The organism is Bordetella tumulicola (assembly GCF_965138755.1).
Lineage (GTDB): Bacteria > Pseudomonadota > Gammaproteobacteria > Burkholderiales > Burkholderiaceae_B > Bordetella_A > Bordetella_A tumulicola.
This window is the reverse complement of sequence record NZ_CBCSFP010000002.1, coordinates 107,504-128,661: the sequence shown is the minus strand read 5'-3', so window position 1 is coordinate 128,661 and position 21,158 is coordinate 107,504. Positions and strand designations below refer to the sequence as shown.

General features: G+C 60.1%; 20 protein-coding genes. 14 read left to right on the top strand and 6 right to left on the bottom strand.

Annotation, left to right across the window (positions count from 1 at the left end):
- Positions 1 to 15 precede the first annotated feature (15 nt).
- The 8 genes from ACNAZS_RS06215 to ACNAZS_RS06180 all read left to right on the top strand — a co-directional run bounded on the left by ACNAZS_RS06215 (position 16) and on the right by ACNAZS_RS06180 (position 10,232).
- Entirely contained in the window at positions 16 to 1,134 is a 1,119-nt protein-coding gene (locus ACNAZS_RS06215) for an NAD(P)/FAD-dependent oxidoreductase (RefSeq protein WP_415787310.1), read from the top strand.
- Positions 1,135 to 1,331: 197 nt separating this feature from the next.
- Positions 1,332 to 1,712 carry a YkvA family protein gene (locus ACNAZS_RS06210; RefSeq protein ID WP_415787308.1) on the top strand — a complete coding sequence of 127 codons (381 nt, stop codon included), beginning with the start codon at positions 1,332 to 1,334 and terminating at the stop codon, positions 1,710 to 1,712.
- Between the two features lie 20 nt (positions 1,713 to 1,732).
- On the top strand, positions 1,733 to 3,157 hold the full coding sequence (locus ACNAZS_RS06205; RefSeq protein ID WP_415787306.1) for a DUF2868 domain-containing protein: 1,425 nt from the start codon (positions 1,733 to 1,735) through the stop codon (positions 3,155 to 3,157).
- A complete protein-coding gene (locus tag ACNAZS_RS06200) occupies positions 3,150 to 4,535 on the top strand; it encodes a GTPase/DUF3482 domain-containing protein (RefSeq protein ID WP_415787304.1) in 1,386 nt (461 codons plus the stop codon). The genes ACNAZS_RS06205 and ACNAZS_RS06200 overlap by 8 nt, the downstream gene beginning before the upstream one ends.
- Before the next feature lie 348 nt (positions 4,536 to 4,883).
- Positions 4,884 to 6,488, top strand: a complete 1,605-nt coding sequence (locus ACNAZS_RS06195) for an ABC transporter substrate-binding protein (protein WP_415787302.1) — start codon at positions 4,884 to 4,886, stop codon at positions 6,486 to 6,488.
- A gap of 89 nt (positions 6,489 to 6,577) precedes the next feature.
- A complete protein-coding gene (locus ACNAZS_RS06190) occupies positions 6,578 to 7,549 on the top strand; it encodes an ABC transporter permease (protein ID WP_415787300.1) in 972 nt (323 codons plus the stop codon).
- 10 nt (positions 7,550 to 7,559) lie between these two features.
- The gene (locus ACNAZS_RS06185) at positions 7,560 to 8,486 is read left to right on the top strand and encodes an ABC transporter permease (protein ID WP_415787298.1); all 927 of its coding nucleotides are present in this window, start codon (positions 7,560 to 7,562) and stop codon (positions 8,484 to 8,486) included.
- A 9-nt stretch (positions 8,487 to 8,495) separates the two neighbouring features.
- Complete coding sequence (locus ACNAZS_RS06180; RefSeq protein WP_415787296.1) at positions 8,496 to 10,232, top strand: dipeptide ABC transporter ATP-binding protein; 1,737 nt, start codon at positions 8,496 to 8,498, stop codon at positions 10,230 to 10,232.
- Between the two features lie 146 nt (positions 10,233 to 10,378).
- Here the strand turns inward: ACNAZS_RS06180 and ACNAZS_RS06175 are convergent, their stop codons facing one another.
- The 3 genes from ACNAZS_RS06175 to ACNAZS_RS06165 all read right to left on the bottom strand — a co-directional run bounded on the left by ACNAZS_RS06175 (position 10,379) and on the right by ACNAZS_RS06165 (position 12,206).
- Positions 10,379 to 11,176, bottom strand: a complete 798-nt coding sequence (locus ACNAZS_RS06175; protein ID WP_415787294.1) for a TPM domain-containing protein — start codon at positions 11,174 to 11,176, stop codon at positions 10,379 to 10,381.
- 159 nt (positions 11,177 to 11,335) lie between these two features.
- Positions 11,336 to 11,539 (bottom strand): hypothetical protein (locus ACNAZS_RS06170; RefSeq protein ID WP_415787292.1); only part of this gene is annotated, 204 nt, incomplete at its 3' end.
- A gap of 4 nt (positions 11,540 to 11,543) precedes the next feature.
- Positions 11,544 to 12,206 (bottom strand): LemA family protein, encoded by a 663-nt coding sequence (locus tag ACNAZS_RS06165; protein WP_415787290.1) that lies wholly within the window; start codon positions 12,204 to 12,206, stop codon positions 11,544 to 11,546.
- Positions 12,207 to 12,534: 328 nt separating this feature from the next.
- Between ACNAZS_RS06165 and ACNAZS_RS06160 the strand changes: the two genes are divergently transcribed.
- The 5 genes from ACNAZS_RS06160 (at position 12,535) to ACNAZS_RS06140 (ending at position 17,622) form a co-directional block, all read left to right on the top strand.
- On the top strand, positions 12,535 to 14,013 hold the full coding sequence (locus ACNAZS_RS06160; protein ID WP_415787288.1) for a DEAD/DEAH box helicase: 1,479 nt from the start codon (positions 12,535 to 12,537) through the stop codon (positions 14,011 to 14,013).
- A gap of 52 nt (positions 14,014 to 14,065) precedes the next feature.
- Positions 14,066 to 14,689 carry a LysE family transporter gene (locus ACNAZS_RS06155; protein ID WP_415787286.1) on the top strand — a complete coding sequence of 208 codons (624 nt, stop codon included), beginning with the start codon at positions 14,066 to 14,068 and terminating at the stop codon, positions 14,687 to 14,689.
- 69 nt (positions 14,690 to 14,758) lie between these two features.
- Complete coding sequence (locus ACNAZS_RS06150; protein WP_415787284.1) at positions 14,759 to 16,363, top strand: peptide chain release factor 3; 1,605 nt, start codon at positions 14,759 to 14,761, stop codon at positions 16,361 to 16,363.
- Positions 16,364 to 16,384: 21 nt separating this feature from the next.
- A complete protein-coding gene (locus ACNAZS_RS06145) occupies positions 16,385 to 17,059 on the top strand; it encodes a hypothetical protein (protein WP_415787282.1) in 675 nt (224 codons plus the stop codon).
- Positions 17,060 to 17,253: 194 nt separating this feature from the next.
- Entirely contained in the window at positions 17,254 to 17,622 is a 369-nt protein-coding gene (locus ACNAZS_RS06140; RefSeq protein ID WP_415787280.1) for a COG4315 family predicted lipoprotein, read from the top strand.
- Between the two features lie 165 nt (positions 17,623 to 17,787).
- Here ACNAZS_RS06140 and bfr read toward each other — a convergent pair whose 3' ends face one another.
- The 3 genes from bfr to rpoN form a co-directional block, all read right to left on the bottom strand.
- Positions 17,788 to 18,264 carry a bacterioferritin gene (bfr, locus tag ACNAZS_RS06135; protein ID WP_415787278.1) on the bottom strand — a complete coding sequence of 159 codons (477 nt, stop codon included), beginning with the start codon at positions 18,262 to 18,264 and terminating at the stop codon, positions 17,788 to 17,790.
- Positions 18,265 to 18,679: 415 nt separating this feature from the next.
- Entirely contained in the window at positions 18,680 to 18,958 is a 279-nt protein-coding gene (locus tag ACNAZS_RS06130) for a (2Fe-2S)-binding protein (protein WP_415787276.1), read from the bottom strand.
- Positions 18,959 to 19,023: 65 nt separating this feature from the next.
- Positions 19,024 to 20,445 carry an RNA polymerase factor sigma-54 gene (gene rpoN / locus ACNAZS_RS06125; protein ID WP_460475474.1) on the bottom strand — a complete coding sequence of 474 codons (1,422 nt, stop codon included), beginning with the start codon at positions 20,443 to 20,445 and terminating at the stop codon, positions 19,024 to 19,026.
- A 16-nt stretch (positions 20,446 to 20,461) separates the two neighbouring features.
- On the opposite strand from rpoN, the gene ACNAZS_RS06120 reads away from it, so the two are divergent.
- A complete protein-coding gene (locus ACNAZS_RS06120; RefSeq protein WP_415787272.1) occupies positions 20,462 to 21,115 on the top strand; it encodes a hypothetical protein in 654 nt (217 codons plus the stop codon).
- The last annotated feature ends 43 nt before the right edge of the window (positions 21,116 to 21,158 follow it).

Here is a 21,158-nt window from a genome sequence, read left to right as displayed (position 1 = left end):
CCAACAGGTCCGCACATGCATCATTTCGATTGCGCCGTCATCGGTGCCGGCGTCGTGGGTCTGGCGATCGCGCGCGAGCTCGCGCTGGCGGGCCGTGAAGTCGTCATTCTCGAGGCCGAGCAGACGTTCGGCACCCAGACCAGCGCGCGTAATTCCGAAGTCATCCATGCCGGCATATCGTACCCGGCGACTTCGCTAAAAGCCCGGCTATGCGTACAGGGCAAGAATGCTCTGTACCAATACTGCGCCGAACGCGGCATCGGCCACGCGCGCGTTGGCAAACTCATCGTTGCCACCGAGACGGGTGACCTCGCCGGCCTGCAAGACTATGTCAAACGCGCGCGAGATGCCGGCGTTGGCGACTTGCGCATGATCGACCAGCACGAACTGGCCGACCTGGAACCAGAAGTTCTCGCGTCCGGCGCAGTTCTCTCGCCGTCGACAGGCATCGTCGACAGCCATGGCCTGATGCTGGCGTTGCTGGGTGACGCGGAAAATGCCGGCGCAATGCTGATCGCCAACAGCCCGGTACTGGGCGGCGAAATCACATCCGACGGCATCGTACTGCGCCTAGGCGGTGCGCAACAAACGGAAATCCAGTGCGCGCACGTCGTCAACAGTGCGGGCCTGTACGCCGCACGGGTCGCAGCCAGCTTGAAGAACCTGGACAAACGTCACGTGCCGCGCATCCACTATGCACGAGGTCGCTACTACACGATGAGTGGAGCGTCGCCGTTCCGTCACCTGGTTTATCCCGTGACTCGGGAAGCCACCATGCGCGTACATGTGACACTGGATCTGGCAGGACAGTGCCGATTCGGCCCGGATCTGGAATGGATAGACGAGGTCGACTACCATTTTGGCGACGAGCGCGAAGCGCTATTCTATGCGGGTATCCGGCGCTATTACCCGAACCTTCGTGACGGGACATTGCAACCCGGCTATACCGGCATCCGGCCGCGACTTGCCGGGCCAGACGCACCGCTGCATTCCGGCGCCGAGGATTTCCGCATCGAAGACGCCAGCCATCACGGTGCCCAAGGATTGGTAAACCTCTTCGGCATCGAATCTCCCGGACTCACTTCCGCGCTGGCGTTGGGGGCATATGTGCGAGATCAGGTGACGCTAGCATAATAGTGTTCTAGATCATTGAAAGCTGCGTCGCGCCTGCGTGACTGACCGCCCCCACTAAAATTGAAACTAAATGTATTTCTATTTAGAGAAAACCAACTCGTAAACATGGGTATCCACGACACAAGGCCGAGCAGGAACGCGTTGGCGTCTACAATGGGCCGTTATCTAGAAAGACTGGGCTCTGACCCTGACCCACTATGTCTATCGCTCAACCGACTTACGAAAAGGCTTATTCTGACCAGCGCTTTTGGCGCAAGGCGACGCGTCATGCGTCAGCCGCAGGCCGACAAGCCCTGGAAAAAGCCCTGTGGCTGTACTACTCCGTAAAAAATCCCGACACACCCAAGTGGGCGCGCCGGGTCATCTACGGTGCGCTGGGCTATTTTGTGTTGCCGCTGGATGCCATCCCGGACTTGGCGCCGCTAGTGGGCTACACCGATGACCTGAGCATCATGACAGCGGCGCTCGCCACGGTGGCGTACTACATCAATGACGACGTCAAACAACAGGCTAGCGACAAGCTGCAAAACTGGTTTGGAACGTCAGAAAACACCGACGCAACGCCTACCAATCGTTAATGGTGCCTCGTGCCGCCGCAATGACGGCCCCCCAGACATCTCCTGCCTGGCAAGCTCACTGGTTGGCCGAGACCATACGCCTGCGCGAAGAGCATTGGGGTCCCCTCGAGGATGCCGACGCCATACGCCAGGCACGCAATGGGCCTGACACCCTCCAAGGCCGCATTGTGCAGCGCGCCCATTTGCTGGGCCACCGTGAGGGTCTCACCGAACTGATCGTGCGCTGGCGCCAAGGCGCCTTCATCAGTTTGTTGCTGTTACTGCTAATTGCCGTACTGGCCGGCGTAGGCTCGGCAGCAGGCGCCTTGGGCGACGGGGCACGCCCCGTCAATGTGCTGTGGGCCATCGGGGCGCTGTTGGGGCTGCATCTGCTGACGTTTGTACTGTGGCTGGCCTCCTTTCTGGTGCGACCGAGCCACGCCACCGGTCTGGGAAGCTTGTGGCTATGGGCGACGCGCAAATTTGCACGCGGGCCCGATGCCGCCCTGGTCCCGCAAGCCCTGATGAATCTGTTGGCACGCGCGGGGGCCTTGCGCTGGCTGTTCGGCGGGATCAGCCACTCGCTGTGGCTGGCCGGCCTGCTCGCCGCCCTCGTTACCCTGCTGGTCATGCTGTCGACCGCCAGTTACCGCTTCGTCTGGGCGACCACGTTATTGCAACCGGACACGTTCGTTTTTCTGACGCGCGCACTCGGTTGGCTGCCCGCGCAATTCGGTTTCGCTATTCCCGCCGAGGAGATCGTGCGCGCCAGCGACAATAGCCAGCCCCTGCCCGCTATCGCGCAAGCACAATGGTCTGTCTGGTTGATCGGCGTCATCGCAATATATGGTGTGTTGCCCCGGCTTCTCGTCTGGTTGCTTTGCCTGATACAAACCGTCCGTGCGCAGCGCCGCTTGCAAATCGATCCGGCCTTGCCGGGCTACGCCGCGTTGCGCGACCGCCTACTGCCCGTCGTGCAATCCAGCGGCATCGACCGCCCCGTCGACCCGCTGCATCAGCCACACGTCAATGCGGGCCGACTGATTGACCAGGGCGCCCTGGATCAACTAAACAATCAGCCGCTATTGGTCGGTCTGGAATTGCCTGGCGATCTGGCATGGCCACCCACCGATCTCCCGGACGGCGTGTACGACGGCGGCAACCTGGACTCGCGCCAACAACGCAATCGTTTACTGGATGCACTGGCGCTGGCTACGACGCCGCGGTTGCTGATTGCGTGTGACGCCCGGCAAACGCCTGATCGCGGAACATTGGGCCTCATCGCCGCCCTGGCCGACAAGGCCGGGCAAGCACGCGTCTGGCTCTGCGCGGGCAGCGATCCGGCTCCGTCGCCCGAGCGCCTTCAAACCTGGCAAGACCGCTTGACCGCCGCGGGCATGGCGGCGACAGACATTTTGCGCGACGCCGACCAACCCCTGCGCTGGCTGGAGACGGGCCATGGCTGACTCGATGCTGAAAATCGCCGTCGTCGGGCACACCAATACCGGCAAGACATCCTTGCTGCGCACCCTGACACGCAATAGCGGCTTTGGCGACGTAGCCGACAGCCCGGGAACCACACGCCATGTCGAAGGCGCGCGCCTGAAACTAGACGGCAAGCCCGTGCTCGAATGGTTCGATACGCCCGGCATGGAAGACAGCATTGCCTTGCTGGAATACCTGGAGCGACTCGATGATCCGGCGTCTCGCCGGGACGGGCCCGGCCGTATTCGGCGCTTTTTGGACTCTCCGGAAGCGCATCGACGCTATGAGCAGGAAGCACGGGTGCTCACCAAAATGCTGGACTGCGATGCGGCCCTTTATGTCATTGACGCCCGCGACCCGGTGCTCAGTAAACATCGTGACGAATTGGCGTTGCTGGCCGCCTGCGGCCGCCCCTTGCTGCCAGTATTGAATTTCGTCAATGCACCGGCGCATCGTGCCGATGAATGGCGCGATGCCATGGCACGCTTGGGATTACATGCGGCGCTGGAGTTCGACACCATCGCGCCCCCGCTCGATGGTGAACGTCAGCTATATGGCAAATTAGCCGTCCTGCTGGATCGTCATGCAGAGACCTTGCGCCGCCTTTCCGACGCGTTGGCACGCCAACGCAACGAGCGCAATCAGGCCGCCTGGCAGTTAGTCGCTAATCTGTTGGTGGATGTGGCGGCGCTGCGCCTGGCGAGCCCGGCCGATGACGACGCCTTGCAAACGCACGCCGCCACCCTACGCGAGCAGGTCCGCAATCGCGAACAAGCCTGCGTGGATGCCTTGCTGGCGCTGTACAACTTTCGCCGCGACGATTACGCCGAGGATGACCTGCCGCTGACGGATACGCGCTGGGGAATGGACCTGTTTCACCCTCAAGCCCTGAAAGACATGGGAATTAAACTTGGCACCGGCATGGCCGCGGGCGCTATGGCGGGCGCCGCCGTCGATATGCTCAGTGCGGGACTCAGCCTGGGCACCGGCATGCTGATCGGCGCGACCGCCGGCGGCCTGTGGCAAGGCGCAGAGCGCTTGGGCGGACGCATCCTGGGAAAACTGCGCGGCTATCGTGAAATCACGGTGGACGATGCGGTGCTGCGTCTTTTAGCGTTGCGACAACGTCAGTTGATTGACGCACTGGAGCACCGGGGTCATGCCGCGCGTGACCCCGTGCGCCTGAACCAGCCCGCCGACCAAGCCTGGCGCTCCGGCCGGCTACCCGACGCACTAAAAGAAGCCCGCAGCCGCCCCGAATGGTCCGCCCTCGGCAAAGGGCACGAGGACGACGAACGCCGCAAGCGCGTCGTGGCCGATCTGGCCCGTGCCCTGGCAACGCCAGACAGCACATCTTAAGCGCCGTACAAACAGTGTTTTTCACTGATCGCAACCACGTACTAACCCCAAGCTCAAACGGTTGACGCTTAAAGCATTGCATCTATAAGATTCGACATGCCTTGGCACACCTATCCTGGGCCAGGAAACAGAATCACCTGAGGTCAGGTCTATCGTGAGCTCGCCGTCCGATGCAGTGATCGCCGTTAATGTTGCGCCCCCCTTTGCGCACGCCGTCGTCCGCCGCCTACCGCGCGCCCTCACATCGTAGTTAGCAAGACGCCGAGCCCCCGGCCTGAATCAACCTATAGGGGCGGGGGCCCTCACTTCTGTCGCGCAATCCGCGCACAACACGGAGCACAAAGGGCTATGCTTATCAAACCACTTCTCAAGCATTCGGCGCTGGCGCTGGCCATTTGCGCCGCAACACTGGCCGGCACGGTACAGGCCAAAACCCTACGATGGGCCTATCAGGGCGATGCGACCTCGATGGATCCCATGGCCTTGAACGAAACCTTCACGCTCGGTTTTCAAGGCAACATCTACGAGACCCTCGCGGGCTACGACGGAGACATGAAGCTGGTTCCGCTACTGGCGGAGAGCTGGGAAAACCCCGAGCCGACGAAATGGATCTTCAAGCTGCGCAAAAACGTCAAGTTCCATGACGGCTCCCCCTTTACCGCCGACGATGTGATCTTCTCCTGGAAACGCAGCCAGACCCCCGGCTCGGACATGAAGGCCTATGGTTCCAAAGCCTCCGAGATCAAAAAGATCGATGACCACACCATCGAAGTCATCACCCCGACACCCAATCCGATTCTGCCGCGCGAGTGGACCTTTCTCTACATCATGAGCAAATCGTGGTCCGAGAAAAACAAGACCACCGAGGCGACCAACGTCAAGGGTGATAACCAGGGCAACTACGCCAATCTGCATGCCAACGGCACCGGGCCCTTCATGCTGACGGAGCGTCAGCCCGACGTGAAAACTGTCCTCAAACGCTACGATGGCTATTGGGACAAAAACATCAAGACCAACGTCGACGAAGTCATCTTCCAGCCCATCACGCAAGAAGCCACGCGCGTCGCGGCATTGATCTCGGGTGAGATGGACATCGTGCAGCCAGTGCCGGTGCAGGACTGGAAACGCCTGGAAGACGCTCCCGGCGTCAAACCGCTGACCGAACCGGAAGCGCGTACGGTCTTCATCGGGATGGATCAACACCGCGACGAACTCCTGTACTCCAGCGTCAAGGGCAAAAATCCCTTTAAAGACGCGCGTGTCCGCGAGGCCGTCGTCCTGGCGGTAGACATCGAAGCCATCAATAAGAAAATCATGCGTGGTGCCGCCAAGCCCCTGGGTTCGCTCGTCGCCACGGCGGTCAACGGCTATGACGACTCGTACGGCGCGCCGTACAAGCCTGATCCCGAAAAGGCCAAAAAACTGATGGCCGAAGCCGGCTATGCGGACGGCTTCAGTGTCACGCTGGATTGCCCCAACGACCGCTATGTCAACGATGAAAAAATTTGCCAAGCCGTTGCCGGCATGCTGGCACGTATCGGGATCAAGATCAATCTGCTCGCGCAGACGAAATCAAAGTATTTTGGCAAGATCCTGCTGCAGGCCGGCAACGACACCAGCATGTATATGCTCGGTTGGACACCGAGCTCGACCGATGCCCACAACGTCCTGTTGAACCTGACCTCGTGCCGCGACGCCAAGACCGCGGCCGGCCAGTTCAACTTGGGCGGCTATTGCAATCCCAAGGTCGATGAGCTCACCGCCAAGATCGGCGTGGAAACCGATCAGGCCAAACGCGATGCCATGATCAAAGAAGCCTTTGAGATCGTGCGCAAAGACTATGGCTACCTGCCGCTGCATCAACAGCCCATGTCCTGGGGTATCAAGGACAAACTGGAAGTCGTGCAACGTCCTGACGATGTACTGGACTTGCGCAACGTCGTAATGCCTTAAAACGCCAGCCCCGGCGAGGATCGCGGACGGAGCCATCCGCCCGCGATCCCCGTATCCTGCCTATCCGGTTGCTCTCACGGAAGCCTTCCATGCTTGCTTTTATCGGGAAACGCTTACTGCAATCGCTCCTGGTCATGCTGACCGTTGCGCTGATTGCGTTTGCCATGTTCCGCTACGTCGGGGATCCCATCGTCAGCATGGTGGGACAAGACACCACTGAAGCCCAGCGCGCCGAGCTACGCGAAAGCTTGGGGCTAAACGATCCATTCATCGTGCAATATGCGCGCTTTGTCGTCAATGCCGCACAGGGCAATTTCGGGATTTCCTATCGCCAGCGACAACCGGTCAGCGATCTGATCGAACAACGTCTGCCGGCGACCCTGGAGTTGTCATTCGTCTCGGCTCTGATGGCGCTCGCCTTTGGCATTCCCATGGGCATCTACACCGCATTGCGACGCCATGGGGTGCTGTCGCGCGCTTTTATGGCGCTATCGCTCGCAGGTATCTCATTACCCACTTTTTTGATTGGCATCCTGCTCATCCTGGTGTTCAGCGTGCAGTTGCGCTGGCTACCCAGTTTCGGACGCGGCGAGGTCATTTCCATCGGCGGATGGACCACCGGCTTGCTCACGCCATCCGGACTGGCCGCGCTGATTCTGCCATCCATCACGCTCGCGCTGTTTCAGATGACGCTGATCATGCGACTGGTACGCGCGGAAATGCTGGAGATCATGCGCGCTGACTTTATCAAGTTTGCCCGCGCGCGCGGCTTGCCTCAGCGGTTGATCAATTTTCGCCATGCGCTCAAGAACACCCTGGTGCCCGTCATCACCATCACGGGTTTGCAATTAGGCTCCATCATCGCCTTTTCAATCATCACCGAAACGGTGTTTCAGTGGCCTGGCATGGGCTTGCTGTTCATTCAAGCGATCGGCACCGTTGATATTCCGGTGATGTCCGCCTACCTGGTGCTCACTGCGTTCTTCTTTGTCTTGATCAATCTCATTGTCGACATCTTGTATGTCGTTGTCGACCCGCGCCTGCGCGTGCAAAGCAAGTGAAGGAACATCCATGATTGCCCGCCTGGCTCCTCTGTTTACCCGCGCGGCAGACAGCGACCTTTGGTATAGCTTCAAGCGCACACCCAGCGCCGTGATATCGGCCATCGTCACGCTGGCCATCGTCGTGGGCGCCCTGTGCTCCCCCCTCATCGCGCCGCACAATCCCTTCGACCTGGCATCGCTGAACATCATGGATGCCAATACCCCGCCTGTCTGGCATCCTGACGGCAGCGCAGACTTCGTACTGGGCACGGATGACCAGGGCCGCGACATTCTGTCAGCCATCTTATATGGATCGCGAGTCTCACTCTTTGTCGGCTTTGCGTCGGTACTGTTTTCAATGGTGTTGGGCGTGTCGCTGGGGCTCATTAGCGGCTACATCGGTGGTCGCGTCGACAGCATCATCATGCGTATCGCGGATGTGCAGTTATCGTTTCCGGCGATTTTGATCGCACTGCTGATCGATGGCGTCGCGCGTGGCCTCTTGCCACGCGACATGCATGATCAACTGGCCCTGTATGTGTTGATCTTCGCCATTGGTATCTCGGGTTGGGTGCAATATGCGCGCACCGTGCGCGGCTCGACCATGATCGAGCGCAACAAGGAATACGTGCAAGCGGCCAAACTGATAGGCATTGGTCCTTTAACGATTTTGCGCCGGCATATCTTGCCCAATGTCATGGGACCCGTCCTCGTGATCGCCACCATCCATCTGGCGATCGCCATCATTACCGAGGCCACGTTGTCATTCTTGGGAGTCGGCGTACCGTCCACCTCGCCCTCGTTGGGCACCCTGATCCGCATCGGCAACAGTTACCTGTTTTCGGGCATGTGGTGGATTTCTATCTTCCCGGGGATTGCCCTGGTCGCTCTGGTGCTGTCGGTCAACCTGCTCGGTGACTGGCTACGCGACGCACTCAATCCCAAGCTGCGCTGAAGGACTGTCATGGCATTACTCGATATAGCCAACATGCGAATCGAATTCGCCAGCCGGCGTGGCACGCTGGTGGCAGTGGAGGGCGTCTCGCTCAAGCTGGATCGCGGTGAGATTCTGGGTGTGGTCGGCGAATCGGGCGCCGGCAAATCCACCATCGGCAACGCGGTGATCGGTTTGCTCGAATTCCCAGGCCGCTTGGCGGATGGGGAAATCCATCTCGATGCCCAGCGTATCGACAACTTGCCTGAGCCCGACAAACGCAAAGTCCGCGGGCGCCGCATCGGGATGATCTTCCAGGATCCGCTGACCTCGCTCGATCCGCTGCAAACCGTGGAAAGCCAGTTGGTGGAAACCATGCTGGTGCATCTGGATCTCAGCCATGCCCAGGCTCAACAGCGCGCCGTTGAACTACTCGAACAAGTCGGCATCGACCAGCCCGATTTGCGGGTCAAACAATATCCTCATCAGTTCTCTGGCGGCATGCGCCAGCGTGTGGTGATTGCGCTGGCGCTCTGCTGCGAACCCGAAATCATCATTGCCGACGAGCCCACCACTGCACTGGATGTCTCGATCCAGGCGCAAATCCTGGATCTGCTGCGCAAGCTGTGTAGAGAAAAACAAGTCGGCATGATCATCATCACACACGATATGGGGGTGATCGCCGATATCACCGATCGCGTGGCCGTGCTCTATCGCGGCAAACTGGTCGAGCAAGGTCCCACCGCCAAGATTTTGGGCAATCCCGACCACGCCTACACACGTAGCCTGATTTCCGCCGTTCCGCGGCCGGATATCAAACTGCATCGCTTTCCGCTGGTCACCTATATCGAGGACGTCAGGACACCCACCAAGCCCATGGATATCGCGACACACTGGCTGGGGCAGCGCCGTGATTTCGGTGAGAACGCCGGCGGCCCCCTGGTGCAAGTGCAGGATATTGGCATGCGCTTTATCCTGAAGAACGCCTTTCTGGCGCGCAATCGGCGCACGCTGGATGCCGTCAAACACGTCAATCTCTCGATCTCGCAGGGCGAAGTCTTTGGCCTGGTGGGTGAATCGGGCTCGGGCAAATCGACCATGGCGCGCTTGATCAGCGGCCTGTACACACCCAGTAGCGGGTCAGTAGTATTCAATGGCACCAATCTCACCACCCTGAAAGACGACAAGCGTATGAACGCCTTTCGTCGTCAAATTCAGATGGTGTTCCAGGATCCCTTTTCATCGCTCAATCCCCGCATGCGGGTGTTGGACATCGTTGCCGAGCCTATCCGCTTTCATAAGCTGGCCGACAGCGAGGACCAGACGCGCGGCATTGTGTCCGACTTGCTCGACGTAGTCGGGCTGGGCGCGGCCGCCGCTCGCCGCTATCCCCATGAGTTTTCAGGGGGGCAGCGCCAACGTATCTGCATCGCCCGTGCGCTCGCGACTCGACCGCGTTTTTTGATCTGTGACGAGCCCACGTCGGCATTGGACGTGTCTATCCAGGCGCAGATTCTGAATCTGCTGAAAGACCTGCAAGAGCAGTTGGGCCTGACCATGCTGTTCATCAGCCACGATCTGCCCGTCATACGACAGATGTGTGATCGCGTCGGGGTAATGCGCCACGGCGAATTGCTGGAAGTCGGCGAGACGGAAACGCTCTTCAATACCCCACAACACGAATACACCCAACACTTGCTGGGCCTCATGCCACAACTGCAGCTGATGTCACGCAAAGGACTCGAGATCGAGTCGACCGCAGTTTAAGGTGATTGATGTCTTTCGGTTGATGTTTCAGTCGGCGTCTGGCGGTTAGTCTCGCAGTTGATTCCTGCGGTTGACGTCTTGCGCGTGGCCGCTTGCGCCTGATGCCTCACCCGCTGCGTCATACGAGGCGCGACGGTGGCATCCGCCTACCAACGACCGGACGCGCCGCCCCCGCCACTGCGACCGCCGCCGCCGCCAAACCCGCCACCAAATCCGCCTCCGCGACGCCCTCCGCCGAAACCGCCACGGCCACCGCCAAATCCCCCGCCAAACCCACCTCCACCACCACCGCCGCGGCCGAGCCATTTTCGAATGAGCGTCTTGATCCCTAACACGCCCAGCAACCCGCTCAGGGCAAAGCCAGCGATGCCGCCGACAATGACGGCCGTCATTGTCCCAAACATCATCCAGGCGATCACCGCCGCACCCACGCCAGCAAATAGCGACGATGCGCCGAGTATCAAGACAATAAGCCCCATTGCCAGGGGCAAGACCGCATCGGTGCCCAACTCATTGAGGAAGTCGGACTGCGCGCCATCGGACCGTTTAGCAGGGGGGGGCAGGGCCTCGCCATCAATCAGTTTCTGGATCGCCGTCACACCGGCTTCGACACCGCCGGCATAGTCACCTTCCCGGAAGCGCGGCACGATTTGCTCGCGAATGATGCGACCCGACAGCGCATCGGTAATCGCGCCTTCCAGGCCATAGCCGACTTCGATACGCAAGGTGTGATCGTCTTTGGCCACGATCAACAACACGCCGTCATCGGTCCCTTTGCGTCCCAGTTTCCAGGCGTCAAAGACACGCGTCGCAAACTGCTCAATCGTGTCCGGTCCCGTCGTGGGAACGATCAACACGGCAACCTGCGCGCCTTTGCGTTGCTCCAATGCCGCCAGTTGTTGCTCCAGCGCCTGGCGGCGAGCCGCGTCCAATGTGCCCGTCATGTCGGTAACACGTGCCTGCAACGTCGGCACGGCGCTGATCGCGTCGCTCGGCGTTGCGGCCGGCGGCGTTGCAGTCGGTGTAGCGCTCGGTGTTGTTGTTGGCGTCGTCGTCGTTGCAGAGCCCGTCTTCGTCCCTGCGCCTGTCGTCGCACTGGGCGNCGACGGCCACGGCATGACGACAGACGGCACCGAATCACGCTGCACCGGCGTGGGCAGGGGCTGCGCCCCCACTGGCACGCTGGCCAGCATGCCGCACATCGCCACGCCTCCCAGCCACTGACCGATACGAGCGACTGACAACCGCATCAACGACAACGACATTTTCCGCGTGACGATACGCAACGACACCGAGCTCGTTATCACGGGCTTACTGCGCAGGCGCGGGCGTCGGGGCCGGCGCAGGTGTAGGAGCGGGTGCGGAATTCGACGCATCGTTGCTGAAGCGAATTTCTGGTGGGCGCGAAATCGTTGCCTCGTTTTCGACGCCGAAATTGGCCTTGGGCGCATAACCCAGTACCTTGGCCGTGATCACAGCGGGGAACTGGCGCACCAGCACGTTGTAGGCCTGTACCGACTGCACGTAGCGGCCGCGCGCGACAGAAATGCGGTTTTCCGTTCCCTCGAGTTGGGTCTGCAAATCGCGGAACAAGCCATCGGCCTTGAGCTGTGGATAGTTTTCCGACACGGCAATCAGGCGCGACAACGCAGAACTCAACTGGCTTTGCGCCTGTTGAAAGCGCTCCAGCATCGCCGGGTCTTCCAATTGATCCGCCGTGATCTGTATGGTGCCTACTTTGCTGCGCGCCTCGGTAACCTGGGTCAGGACCTCACGCTCGTGTGTCATATAGGCATCGACCGACTTGACCAACTGCGGTACCAGATCGGCGCGCCGCTGGTATTGGTTCAACACTTCGGACCAGGCGGCCTTGACCTGCTCATCTGCAGCCTGAATGCTGTTGTAACCGCAGCCCGATAACAAGGCGGCAACCAGCGCCAGCCAAGAAAGCCCCAACCAACGGGATATTGTCATTGTGTCCTCGTTCCTTTTCTATAAACACGACAAAACGGCACAAACAGCGGCGGCGCGCCACCATGCAGTCCATTCAACGCCGTCATTACAGCAGGTCAGGTCCACTTTGCCCAGCACACTGTGTAACGCCCCCTATCGCTTGTTACTTGGCGTAGCGTGGCCTTGAGCTACAATGCTTGTCGTGTGCTTAGCCAATCAGCGCACATTCGTTGGCGTATCCCTGCCACGCTTGGCCCCACCCTAACGCGGGGCCATTCCTTTATCTCCTCACCCGTATGCCTTGATTGGAGTCTCTCAACTTGAGCGACAGGCTGCCGCTGGAGTTGTTTTGACTGCCACTGTTTCTTTTGCCGACCTCGGGCTGGCCGATCCCCTTTTGCGCGCCATTGCCGAGACCGGCTATACCGCGCCCACCCCCATTCAGGCGCAAGCGATCCCCCAAGTCCTCAAGGGCGGTGATCTGCTGGCCGCCGCGCAGACCGGTACCGGCAAGACCGCCGGTTTTACGCTGCCCATCCTGCATCTGTTGATGCAAAATACGCCCGCGCTGAAAAAGCCGGGCCGGCCGCGCTGCCTGATCATGACCCCCACGCGTGAACTCACCGCCCAGGTCGCCGAATCAGTGCAAACCTACGGCAAGCACACGCCCCTGACGTCGATGGTGATGTTCGGCGGGGTCAACATCAACCCGCAGATCAGTGCACTCAGAAAACCAGTAGACATTCTGGTGGCCACGCCTGGCCGTTTGCTGGATCATTGCGGGCAAAAAACCGTCGATCTGTCTGGCGTCGAGATTCTGGTGTTGGACGAAGCCGATCGCATGCTGGATATGGGCTTTATCCGCGACATCCGCAAAGTGCTGGCCTTGCTGCCCAAACAGCGCCAGAACCTGCTGTTCTCGGCCACCTTCTCGGACGAGATCCGCAGCCTGGCGCGCGGCGTGCTGAATAACCCGGGCGAAGTCTCGGTCACCCCGCGCAACACGGCCACCGAACTGGTCACGCAGACCGTTCACCTGATCGAACAGCACAACAAACGCGACTTGATCAGCCACATCATCCGTGAAAGCGGCTGGCACCAGGTCCTGGTATTCACCCGCACCAAACACGGCGCCAACCGGTTGGCCGAAAAGCTCGTGAAAGACGGCCTGACCGCCGCCGCGATCCACGGCAACAAGAGCCAGGCCGCACGCACCCGTGCCCTGGCCGGCTTCAAGGACGGCAAGGTCGCCGTGCTGGTCGCGACCGATATCGCCGCACGCGGCCTGGATATCGACCAATTGCCCCAAGTCGTGAACTTTGAGCTGCCCAACGTCCCCGAAGACTACGTGCACCGCATTGGCCGTACCGGCCGTGCCGGCGCAACAGGCGCGGCTGTCTCGTTGGTCGACAGCAGCGAAATCAAGCTCCTCAAGGGCATTGAGCGCGTGATCGGCAAAACCATCGAGCGTCGGCCTGTCGAAGGCTGGACACCGCCGGCCGGCAACAGTGCCGCGACCTACGAGCGCGGTGAACGCGACGAAGACAACCGTCAGCCTCGTCGCCAGGGCGCGCCCCGAGGCGGCAATCGCAATGGTGGCGGCAACGCAGAGCACCGTCCAAGCCGCCCCGGCCAAGGACCGCGCCAAACGCCTGCCGCTCGTGGCGACCGCCCGGCCAATGGTCATCGGCCGGATCGTGGGCAGGCGCAATCGCCTCGCAGCGCCGAGGGTAACGGCCGTCCGTCAGGTCGTCCCGCAGGCGCCGGTCGTCCTGCAGGATCAAATCGTCCTGCGGGCGCTCCCCGCGCGGCGCTGCTGGGCAAGTAATATTCGTACTCCGTTCCACTCACCCGCGGCATCCTGCCTATAAGCGACCATCATGACGCTCTCGACCTGGCTGACCTTTTTTGTGGCTGCATGGGCCATTTCATTCTCGCCGGGCGCGGGCGCCATTTCAGCCATGACCTCGGGGCTAAAGTACGGCTTTGCCCGCGGGTACTGGAACACACTGGGCTTGATCATCGGGATCATGGCCCAGTTCCTGATCGTCGCGGTGGGCTTGGGCGCCGTGCTGGCCACCTCCGAAATCGCGTTTTCCGTCGTGAAGTATTTCGGAGTGGCCTACCTGATCTATCTGGGTGTGCGCCAGTTCCGCACGGATGCCTCGCCAGTCGCAGTCGATACCGGCAACCCGGCCGACTTTTCGATACGCGAACTGGTCATGCGCGGCATTCTGATCAATCTGCTGAATCCCAAAGGTACCGTATTCCTACTGGCCGTGGTGCCTCAGTTCGTGAACCCCGCCGCACCGCTGACACTGCAATACCTGACGTTGGCTGGCACGCTGGTGCTTACCGACACTGTCGCCATGGGGATCTATACCTTGCTGGCGGCCAAGGTATTGCGTTTGCTGCGCAGCGCCCACCACATCCGCTGGATGAACCGCATTTTTGGCTCTCTATTCATTTTGGCGGGCACGTTCCTGGCCACTTTTCGTCGTTAACCGTAACGAAGCCTTTATCACGGGGCCGGCGAGCGGCGTACGATTTGCGTCAGTAAAATTGCATCAACCATGAATATTTCCCAAGAAGTCGCCCGGCGACGTACCTTCGCCATCATTTCCCACCCGGACGCCGGCAAAACCACGCTGACCGAAAAGCTACTGTTGTTCGCAGGTGCCATTCAGATCGCGGGTAGCGTCAAGGCACGCAAAGCGTCGCGCCACGCCTCATCTGACTGGATGGAGATCGAAAAACAACGCGGGATTTCAGTCGCCTCCTCGGTCATGCAGATGGAATACCGCGATTGCGTCATCAATCTGCTGGACACCCCGGGTCACCAGGACTTCTCCGAAGACACTTATCGCGTGCTGACAGCGGTCGATGCCGCCCTGATGGTCATTGACGCGGCAAATGGGGTCGAACCGCAAACCATTCGCCTGCTGCAGGTCTGTCGCGCACGCAATACGCCCATCATTACGTTTATCAACAAGATGGACCGCGAAGTCCGCGAGCCCCTCGAACTGCTCTCCGAAATCGAGGGGCACCTGGGCATGGACGCCGTGCCCTTCTCGTGGCCAGTGGGCATGGGCAAGGCCTTTGGCGGCGTATTCGATATCCGCCGCGACCGCATGCGCGTTTTCCGTCCCGGCCAAGAACGTCGATCCGACGACAACGATTTCATCAACGGCTTGTCCAACCCCGAAATCACCAAGCGATTCGGCTCGGCATTCGAGCAAGCCAACGGCGAAATCGAGCTCATCCAGGAAGCCGCCCCCGCCTTCGACCGCGAGGCCTTTTTGGCGGGCAAACAAACACCGGTATTTTTCGGTTCGGCGATTAACAACTTTGGCGTCCAGGAAGTCCTCGACGCTCTGGTAGAACAAGCCCCAGCGCCGGGCGCGCGCCAGGCGCTGGAGCGTCTGGTCGAGCCCGAAGAGCCCAAATTCACCGGCGTCGTATTCAAGGTGCAGGCCAACATGGATCCTGCCCACCGTGACCGCGTGGCCTTCGTGCGTGTCAGTTCCGGGCGATTTGAGCGCGGCATGCGCCTGAAAGTCGTGCGCACGAACAAAGAGATGCGCCCGAACAACGTCGTGTCATTCCTGTCCCAGCGTCGCGAGCTGCTGGACGAAGCCTACGCGGGCGACGTGATCGGTATTCCCAACCACGGCGTACTGCACTTGGGCGATGTGCTCACCGAGGGCGAGAGCCTACAGTTTACAGGCCTGCCATTCTTTGCTCCCGAACTCTTTCAGGCCGTCGAAGTCAAAGATCCTTTGCGCATCAAACAATTGCGTATCGGCCTGACACAGCTGGGCGAAGAGGGCGCGATTCAAGTCTTTCGCCCGGAGTCAGGGGGCACGCTCCTGTTGGGCGCAATTGGGCAACTGCAATTCGAAGTCGTCGCGCACCGCCTCAAGACCGAATACGGCGTCGAGGCCCGGATGATGCCGTCGCGCTACAACATGGCGCGCTGGATTACGTCCGAGAATCCACGGGCGCTGCGCAAGTTCATGGATGCCAACGCAGCACACATCGCCTATGATGTCGTAGATGCGGCGGCTTTTTTGATTAGTTCGCCTGCGCAGTTGCGCGTGGCCGAAGACCTGTATCCGGATGTAAAGTTCCACGCCATGCGCGAGCACGGCGGCCAGGTTTTCGGGAGCCACGCCTAATCTGGGCGGGTCGCCGCAAAAATGAGGGTAGCAATGTCTTGGCGAGTATTATTCGCGACGCTTCTGCTGGCAGTGGGTGCCGCGGCATGGGCAGGAATCCAACTGGGTGATTGGCTGGTGGCGCACGCACCCAAGGCCTCCGCTGCGCCAGGACAAGAAGCCTTGGCCTCTCAAGAACCCATCCTGGACGCCGACGGCCGTCCCTATGTGGCACAGCCGCCTCAGCCCCGGGTTGATGGCAGCCTGGGCGTGCCTGACAAACCCGGTGGAAAAAGCTGGGAGATCTCGACCGTGTCCTTGTTCGAGACCACGACCGACCCCTCCGTACAAATTTCGCGCGACAACATCAGCGTCGACGAAGCGCGCGAATTAGCGGCAGCCTCTCGGGTACCGCTACCGTCTGGTGCATCGGATGTCACGACTCTGGATCTGCAGGCGCTGCCGCCCACGACCACCGTGCCACCGCCTCCTGGCCAACAAGACTACGCCGTGACAGCAGCCAACACCGCACCCGGTGCCACGCCCCAGGGCGGCGCAGTCGCAGGCAACTGGCAAGCCGCGCTCAAGCGCGAATTGGCGCAATGCGCCAATGAGGGTTTTTTCCAGCGCCCCACCTGCTCGTGGAACGCGCGTAACAAATACTGTGGCCCGAATCGCGGATGGGGCACCATCGCGGAATGCCCGCCACGCCAGTAACGCGTCCAACACAGTTCGCTGGCATACCGTGAGCTGATTCACGATAAAACAACGGATACGACCGCCACTGAAAATGGGCCGTCCCGCACGGGGCAGCCCATTTTTTTTGCAGATTTTTATCAGAAACGGAATAAAGTGAATGCTGGAGCGTCTCTAGTGAGTTGTTCCCGTTTTCCTACACTGAAAGGCACGCCATGCACACTCGAATCGCCGCAACTCTGTTCGTTTCCTGCGCCGCCCTGTTCTCAATCAGCGCCCACGCCCAGGACGTCAAAACCCAGGATGGCATGCTGGTCGACAACGCCGGCATGACGCTCTATACCTTCGACAAGGACGCTGACGGCAAGAGCGCCTGCTATGACCAGTGCGCCAAAGCCTGGCCGCCCGTGACGGCCTCCGCCGATGCCCAAACAAAGGGCGACCTAAGCATCATCACCCGCGACGACGGTACCAAACAGTGGGCCTACAAGGGCAAGCCCTTGTATTTGTTCGTCAAAGACAGCAAGCCGGGAGACAAGACCGGCGACAACGTCAAGGACGTCTGGCACATCGTCAAGCCCTGAGCAGTCACAGCGCCAACGCGTCCCCCAGTCAGGCCTCCCGACGCTGAAACGTCGCTCCTGGCCGCTAACCGGGACACACTGCATCCGGCCAATGCATAGAGCCCGTACATACCGGGAGGTATAAACGGGCTCTTTATCGCGCAACGTGCAGCGCGCTGACAGTTATCAGCTATCCACTTCCATCTGGCTTTGCAGATAGTTTTGCAGGCCGACTTTATCGATCAACTCGATCTGGGTTTCCAGATAGTCGATGTGCTCTTCGGTATCGTCCAAAATGTCCTGGAACAGGTCCCGCGACACGTAGTCGCGCACCGATTCGCAATAGGCCATCGCTTCTTTCACGGTAGCTTGAGCGCCTTGCTCGACCTTCAGGTCACAGGCCAGCAACTCGGGCACGTTTTCACCAATCAGCAACTTGTGCAGATCTTGCAGATTAGGCAGTCCGTCCAGCATCAAGATGCGATCGATCAAGCGATCGGCATGCTTCATTTCGCCGATGGATTCTTCATATTCGTGCTTGCCCAGCTTGTTCAGGCCCCAATGCCTCAAGATACGGGCATGCAGAAAATACTGATTGATGGCCGTTAGCTCGTTGGTCAGTTGCTTGTTCAGAAACTGGATGACGGTTTTATCGCCTTTCATGATGAACTCCTTACGATCCCCGGGGCGCGGCGCCCGCGCCCCTGCATACGCCTAATCGCGTAGCAACGACCGCAGGCTAACACTGCGCACGGGCATACCGCTAGGGCCGCGCCGCATTTGATGAATAGCTTTGCAAGCGCGATCTGAAAGCGACAACAAAATGAGAATGAGTATGCGTTTTGGATGGCCCCCAGACCCGGTAACGCCATGCATAGCGTTGCAGCAAGTCAATAGGGAAAATCTACCCGGAAAAACCCGCATCAGTGGCTAAATTGCACCGATACGCACGCGTAAATTGACCGTCTGCGCGTCAACATTGTGATGTTGTGAAATAGCAACATCCATGCAGGACGAAGCAGGGCGCCGATTTGATGACACCCAATAGAGGCGGTTTTGTAAAGCGTCTAGGTGACGCTCAAGCCGCAGCGACCAGGCGAATAGGGAAGCTATTCGCGGCAGAACCCGCGCCACCGACCACGGGTGCCGAGGTATTGACCTCCACCGTGACCGATTGCGTCTGGCACACGCTGGAACAGCGCCCACCTGGCAAATATTCCTGAGCCGTCTCCGCACAACAGCCACAACACGACGCGACGCCCAATTCGAACTGCAAATCGGACAACGTCGTGGCACCCGCGTCTACGGCGGCGTGAACTTGGCGTTCAGTGACAGCGTTGCATATGCAAATGTACATGAGAATAATTATCGTGACTTATTCCCGCAAAAGCAAGTCGCGCCTCTACCACGTCCACCACCGCCTCACCGAGCGGCGTGAGCTTTGCGTACGGAGGCCGGCGCAATGCGCAGCACCTCGCGGTACTTGGCCACAGTGCGGCGCGCGATCACGATGCCCTGATCGGCCAGGCGCTGCGTAATCTGGCTATCGGACAGTGGCTTGATCCGGTCTTCGTCGGCCACCATTTGGCGAATCACGGCTTGCACCGCCGTCGCCGAGGTCGCGTCACCCCCCTCGGTGGCCACCCCTGCCCCGAAGAAATGCTTAAGTTCCAGCGTGCCAAACGGCGTCAACATGAATTTCTGCGTCGTCGCTCGGGAAATGGTGGATTCGTGTAGGCCCAATTCGTTCGCGATGTCTTTCAGAATCAGCGGTCGCATCGCCGCAGGGCCTTCGCTGAAAAATGCCGTCTGATGCGCCACGATGGCCTGCGACACACGCAGAATCGTGTCAAAACGCTGCTCCACGTTGCGTATCATCCAGCGGGCCTGTTGCAATTGCGCATGCAATCCCGCATGGCTGGCCTCACGCTGATTGCCCAGCAACTGGGCATATAGCGTATTGACCTGCAAGCGCGGCACGGCGGCACTATTGAGCACCACCTGCCATCCCCGGCTCGTCTTACGCACGATCACGTCGGGGATGGCGTAATCGGCGGCAGGCACCGTCCAAGCTCGACCGGGACGGGGGTCTAGCCTGCGAATCAACGCATGGGCCGCGCGGGCCGTCGCCTCGTCACAATGCAACGCGTCACGCAATCGTGCCACGTTGCCGACGGCCAACAGCGACAAATGATCGGCACACAATCGGCGGGCACAGGCCAGCACCGTCGGATCGGCCGCTTCGCGCAACCGCTCCAAATCAGGGTTGCGTAATTGCAACACCAGGCATTCCGCCATATCGCGCGCGCCGATGCCCGACGGATCAAACGATTGCAACAGCGCCAACGCCGCCTGCAACTCATCCAAATCCGCCTCGGCCTCGGGCGGCAGCCAAGTCAGAATCTCGTCAAGCGACGAATCCAAATAGCCATTCTCGTCGAGCTCGTCGATCAACAACATGACCAGTGCCGCGTCCCGACGGGCTGCGCGTGTCAACCCTAATTGCGAGAGTAAGTGCTCACGCAGTGTGTCGCTGCGCGCCGTGTCCGGACCATCGGTTCGATCATCGGGATACACGCCGCCAGAGCCAGGCATCTCTTCGGCGCGGGGCTCCGAGTCGCGCAAAGACTCGTCATCCATCGTCGTTTCGCGCTCTGCGGGCGCATCGGGTTCGGCCTCTACGTGGTCCTCATTGCGCTCCAGCATCGGGTTGTCGGCCAAGGCTTGAGAGATTTCAGTTTGCAAATCCAGCGTAGAAAGCTGCAACAATCGAATGGATTGCTGCAGTTGGGGGGTCAACGTCAACTGTTGACCAGTACGGAGTTCTAACGCGGGCCGAGTCATAGGTACAATATTTTGCATGATGAATGCCACCTCACCTGAACGCATCCGCCAAGATAGCCGTCTGATCGGCCAAACCCTGCTGAAATTAGCGCTGCCTCGCCTGATAATTCGGGCAGGCGTGCTGGTGGTCGCCGCCATCATATGGCTGTTAGTGGCTTTATGGCTGCTAAATTTCGGACGTGACCTCTCCTTTGAAGGACTGCAAGCCTTTGGCCCGCAAGTCATTGAGGTCCTGACCCGCGTCAATCCTTACCTATGGTGGGGAATCGTCGTCATCTGGACGCTGATCGTATTTTTCGCCGTGCGAGCCTGGGTGACCGGAGATATCGCCGCGACACGCGCCAAACCCATCGAAGCCACCGATCTGTCCGCGCTGACCAGCCAGCTATCGGACGAGGTCACCAACGTGCTGCGTTGGGTATGGGGCAGCCGTGAAGAGCCTTTTACGCTGGGCGATCTGCGTCAAGCCTCGATCGAAGTCCGCCATAGCCGTATCGACAAAATAGACCTGGTTCGTCAGCAAAGCCGTATTCTCGATACCTCGACACCGCCCCAATCATCCGCGCGCACACCGCCCGTTGGCAGTCCCGCGCCCACCGCCGAGCCGAAACCTGTCGTAGTGCCTCCCGATCCCCGCTCGACCGGCGGCCGCATCGAACCCAATTTGTAATTCTGCCTCCCCAGAAAAATCGCCTCCGGTTTGTGTGAACCGG

Bases quoted from the DNA above. Each gene is read 5' to 3' on its own strand.
- ACNAZS_RS06215 (WP_415787310.1), top strand. From the start codon at position 16: ATGCATCATTTCGATTGCGCCGTCATCGGTGCCGGCGTCGTGGGTCTG.
- ACNAZS_RS06210 (WP_415787308.1), top strand. From the start codon at position 1,332: ATGTCTATCGCTCAACCGACTTACGAAAAGGCTTATTCTGACCAGCGC.
- ACNAZS_RS06205 (WP_415787306.1), top strand. From the start codon at position 1,733: ATGACGGCCCCCCAGACATCTCCTGCCTGGCAAGCTCACTGGTTGGCC.
- ACNAZS_RS06200 (WP_415787304.1), top strand. From the start codon at position 3,150: ATGGCTGACTCGATGCTGAAAATCGCCGTCGTCGGGCACACCAATACC.
- ACNAZS_RS06195 (WP_415787302.1), top strand. From the start codon at position 4,884: ATGCTTATCAAACCACTTCTCAAGCATTCGGCGCTGGCGCTGGCCATT.
- ACNAZS_RS06190 (WP_415787300.1), top strand. From the start codon at position 6,578: ATGCTTGCTTTTATCGGGAAACGCTTACTGCAATCGCTCCTGGTCATG.
- ACNAZS_RS06185 (WP_415787298.1), top strand. From the start codon at position 7,560: ATGATTGCCCGCCTGGCTCCTCTGTTTACCCGCGCGGCAGACAGCGAC.
- ACNAZS_RS06180 (WP_415787296.1), top strand. From the start codon at position 8,496: ATGGCATTACTCGATATAGCCAACATGCGAATCGAATTCGCCAGCCGG.
- ACNAZS_RS06175 (WP_415787294.1), bottom strand. From the start codon at position 11,176: ATGACGGGCACATTGGACGCGGCTCGCCGCCAGGCGCTGGAGCAACAA.
- ACNAZS_RS06165 (WP_415787290.1), bottom strand. From the start codon at position 12,206: ATGACAATATCCCGTTGGTTGGGGCTTTCTTGGCTGGCGCTGGTTGCC.
- ACNAZS_RS06155 (WP_415787286.1), top strand. From the start codon at position 14,066: ATGACGCTCTCGACCTGGCTGACCTTTTTTGTGGCTGCATGGGCCATT.
- ACNAZS_RS06150 (WP_415787284.1), top strand. From the start codon at position 14,759: ATGAATATTTCCCAAGAAGTCGCCCGGCGACGTACCTTCGCCATCATT.
- ACNAZS_RS06145 (WP_415787282.1), top strand. From the start codon at position 16,385: ATGAGGGTAGCAATGTCTTGGCGAGTATTATTCGCGACGCTTCTGCTG.
- ACNAZS_RS06140 (WP_415787280.1), top strand. From the start codon at position 17,254: ATGCACACTCGAATCGCCGCAACTCTGTTCGTTTCCTGCGCCGCCCTG.
- bfr (WP_415787278.1), bottom strand. From the start codon at position 18,264: ATGAAAGGCGATAAAACCGTCATCCAGTTTCTGAACAAGCAACTGACC.
- ACNAZS_RS06130 (WP_415787276.1), bottom strand. From the start codon at position 18,958: ATGTACATTTGCATATGCAACGCTGTCACTGAACGCCAAGTTCACGCC.
- rpoN (WP_460475474.1), bottom strand. From the start codon at position 20,445: ATGACTCGGCCCGCGTTAGAACTCCGTACTGGTCAACAGTTGACGTTG.
- ACNAZS_RS06120 (WP_415787272.1), top strand. From the start codon at position 20,462: ATGATGAATGCCACCTCACCTGAACGCATCCGCCAAGATAGCCGTCTG.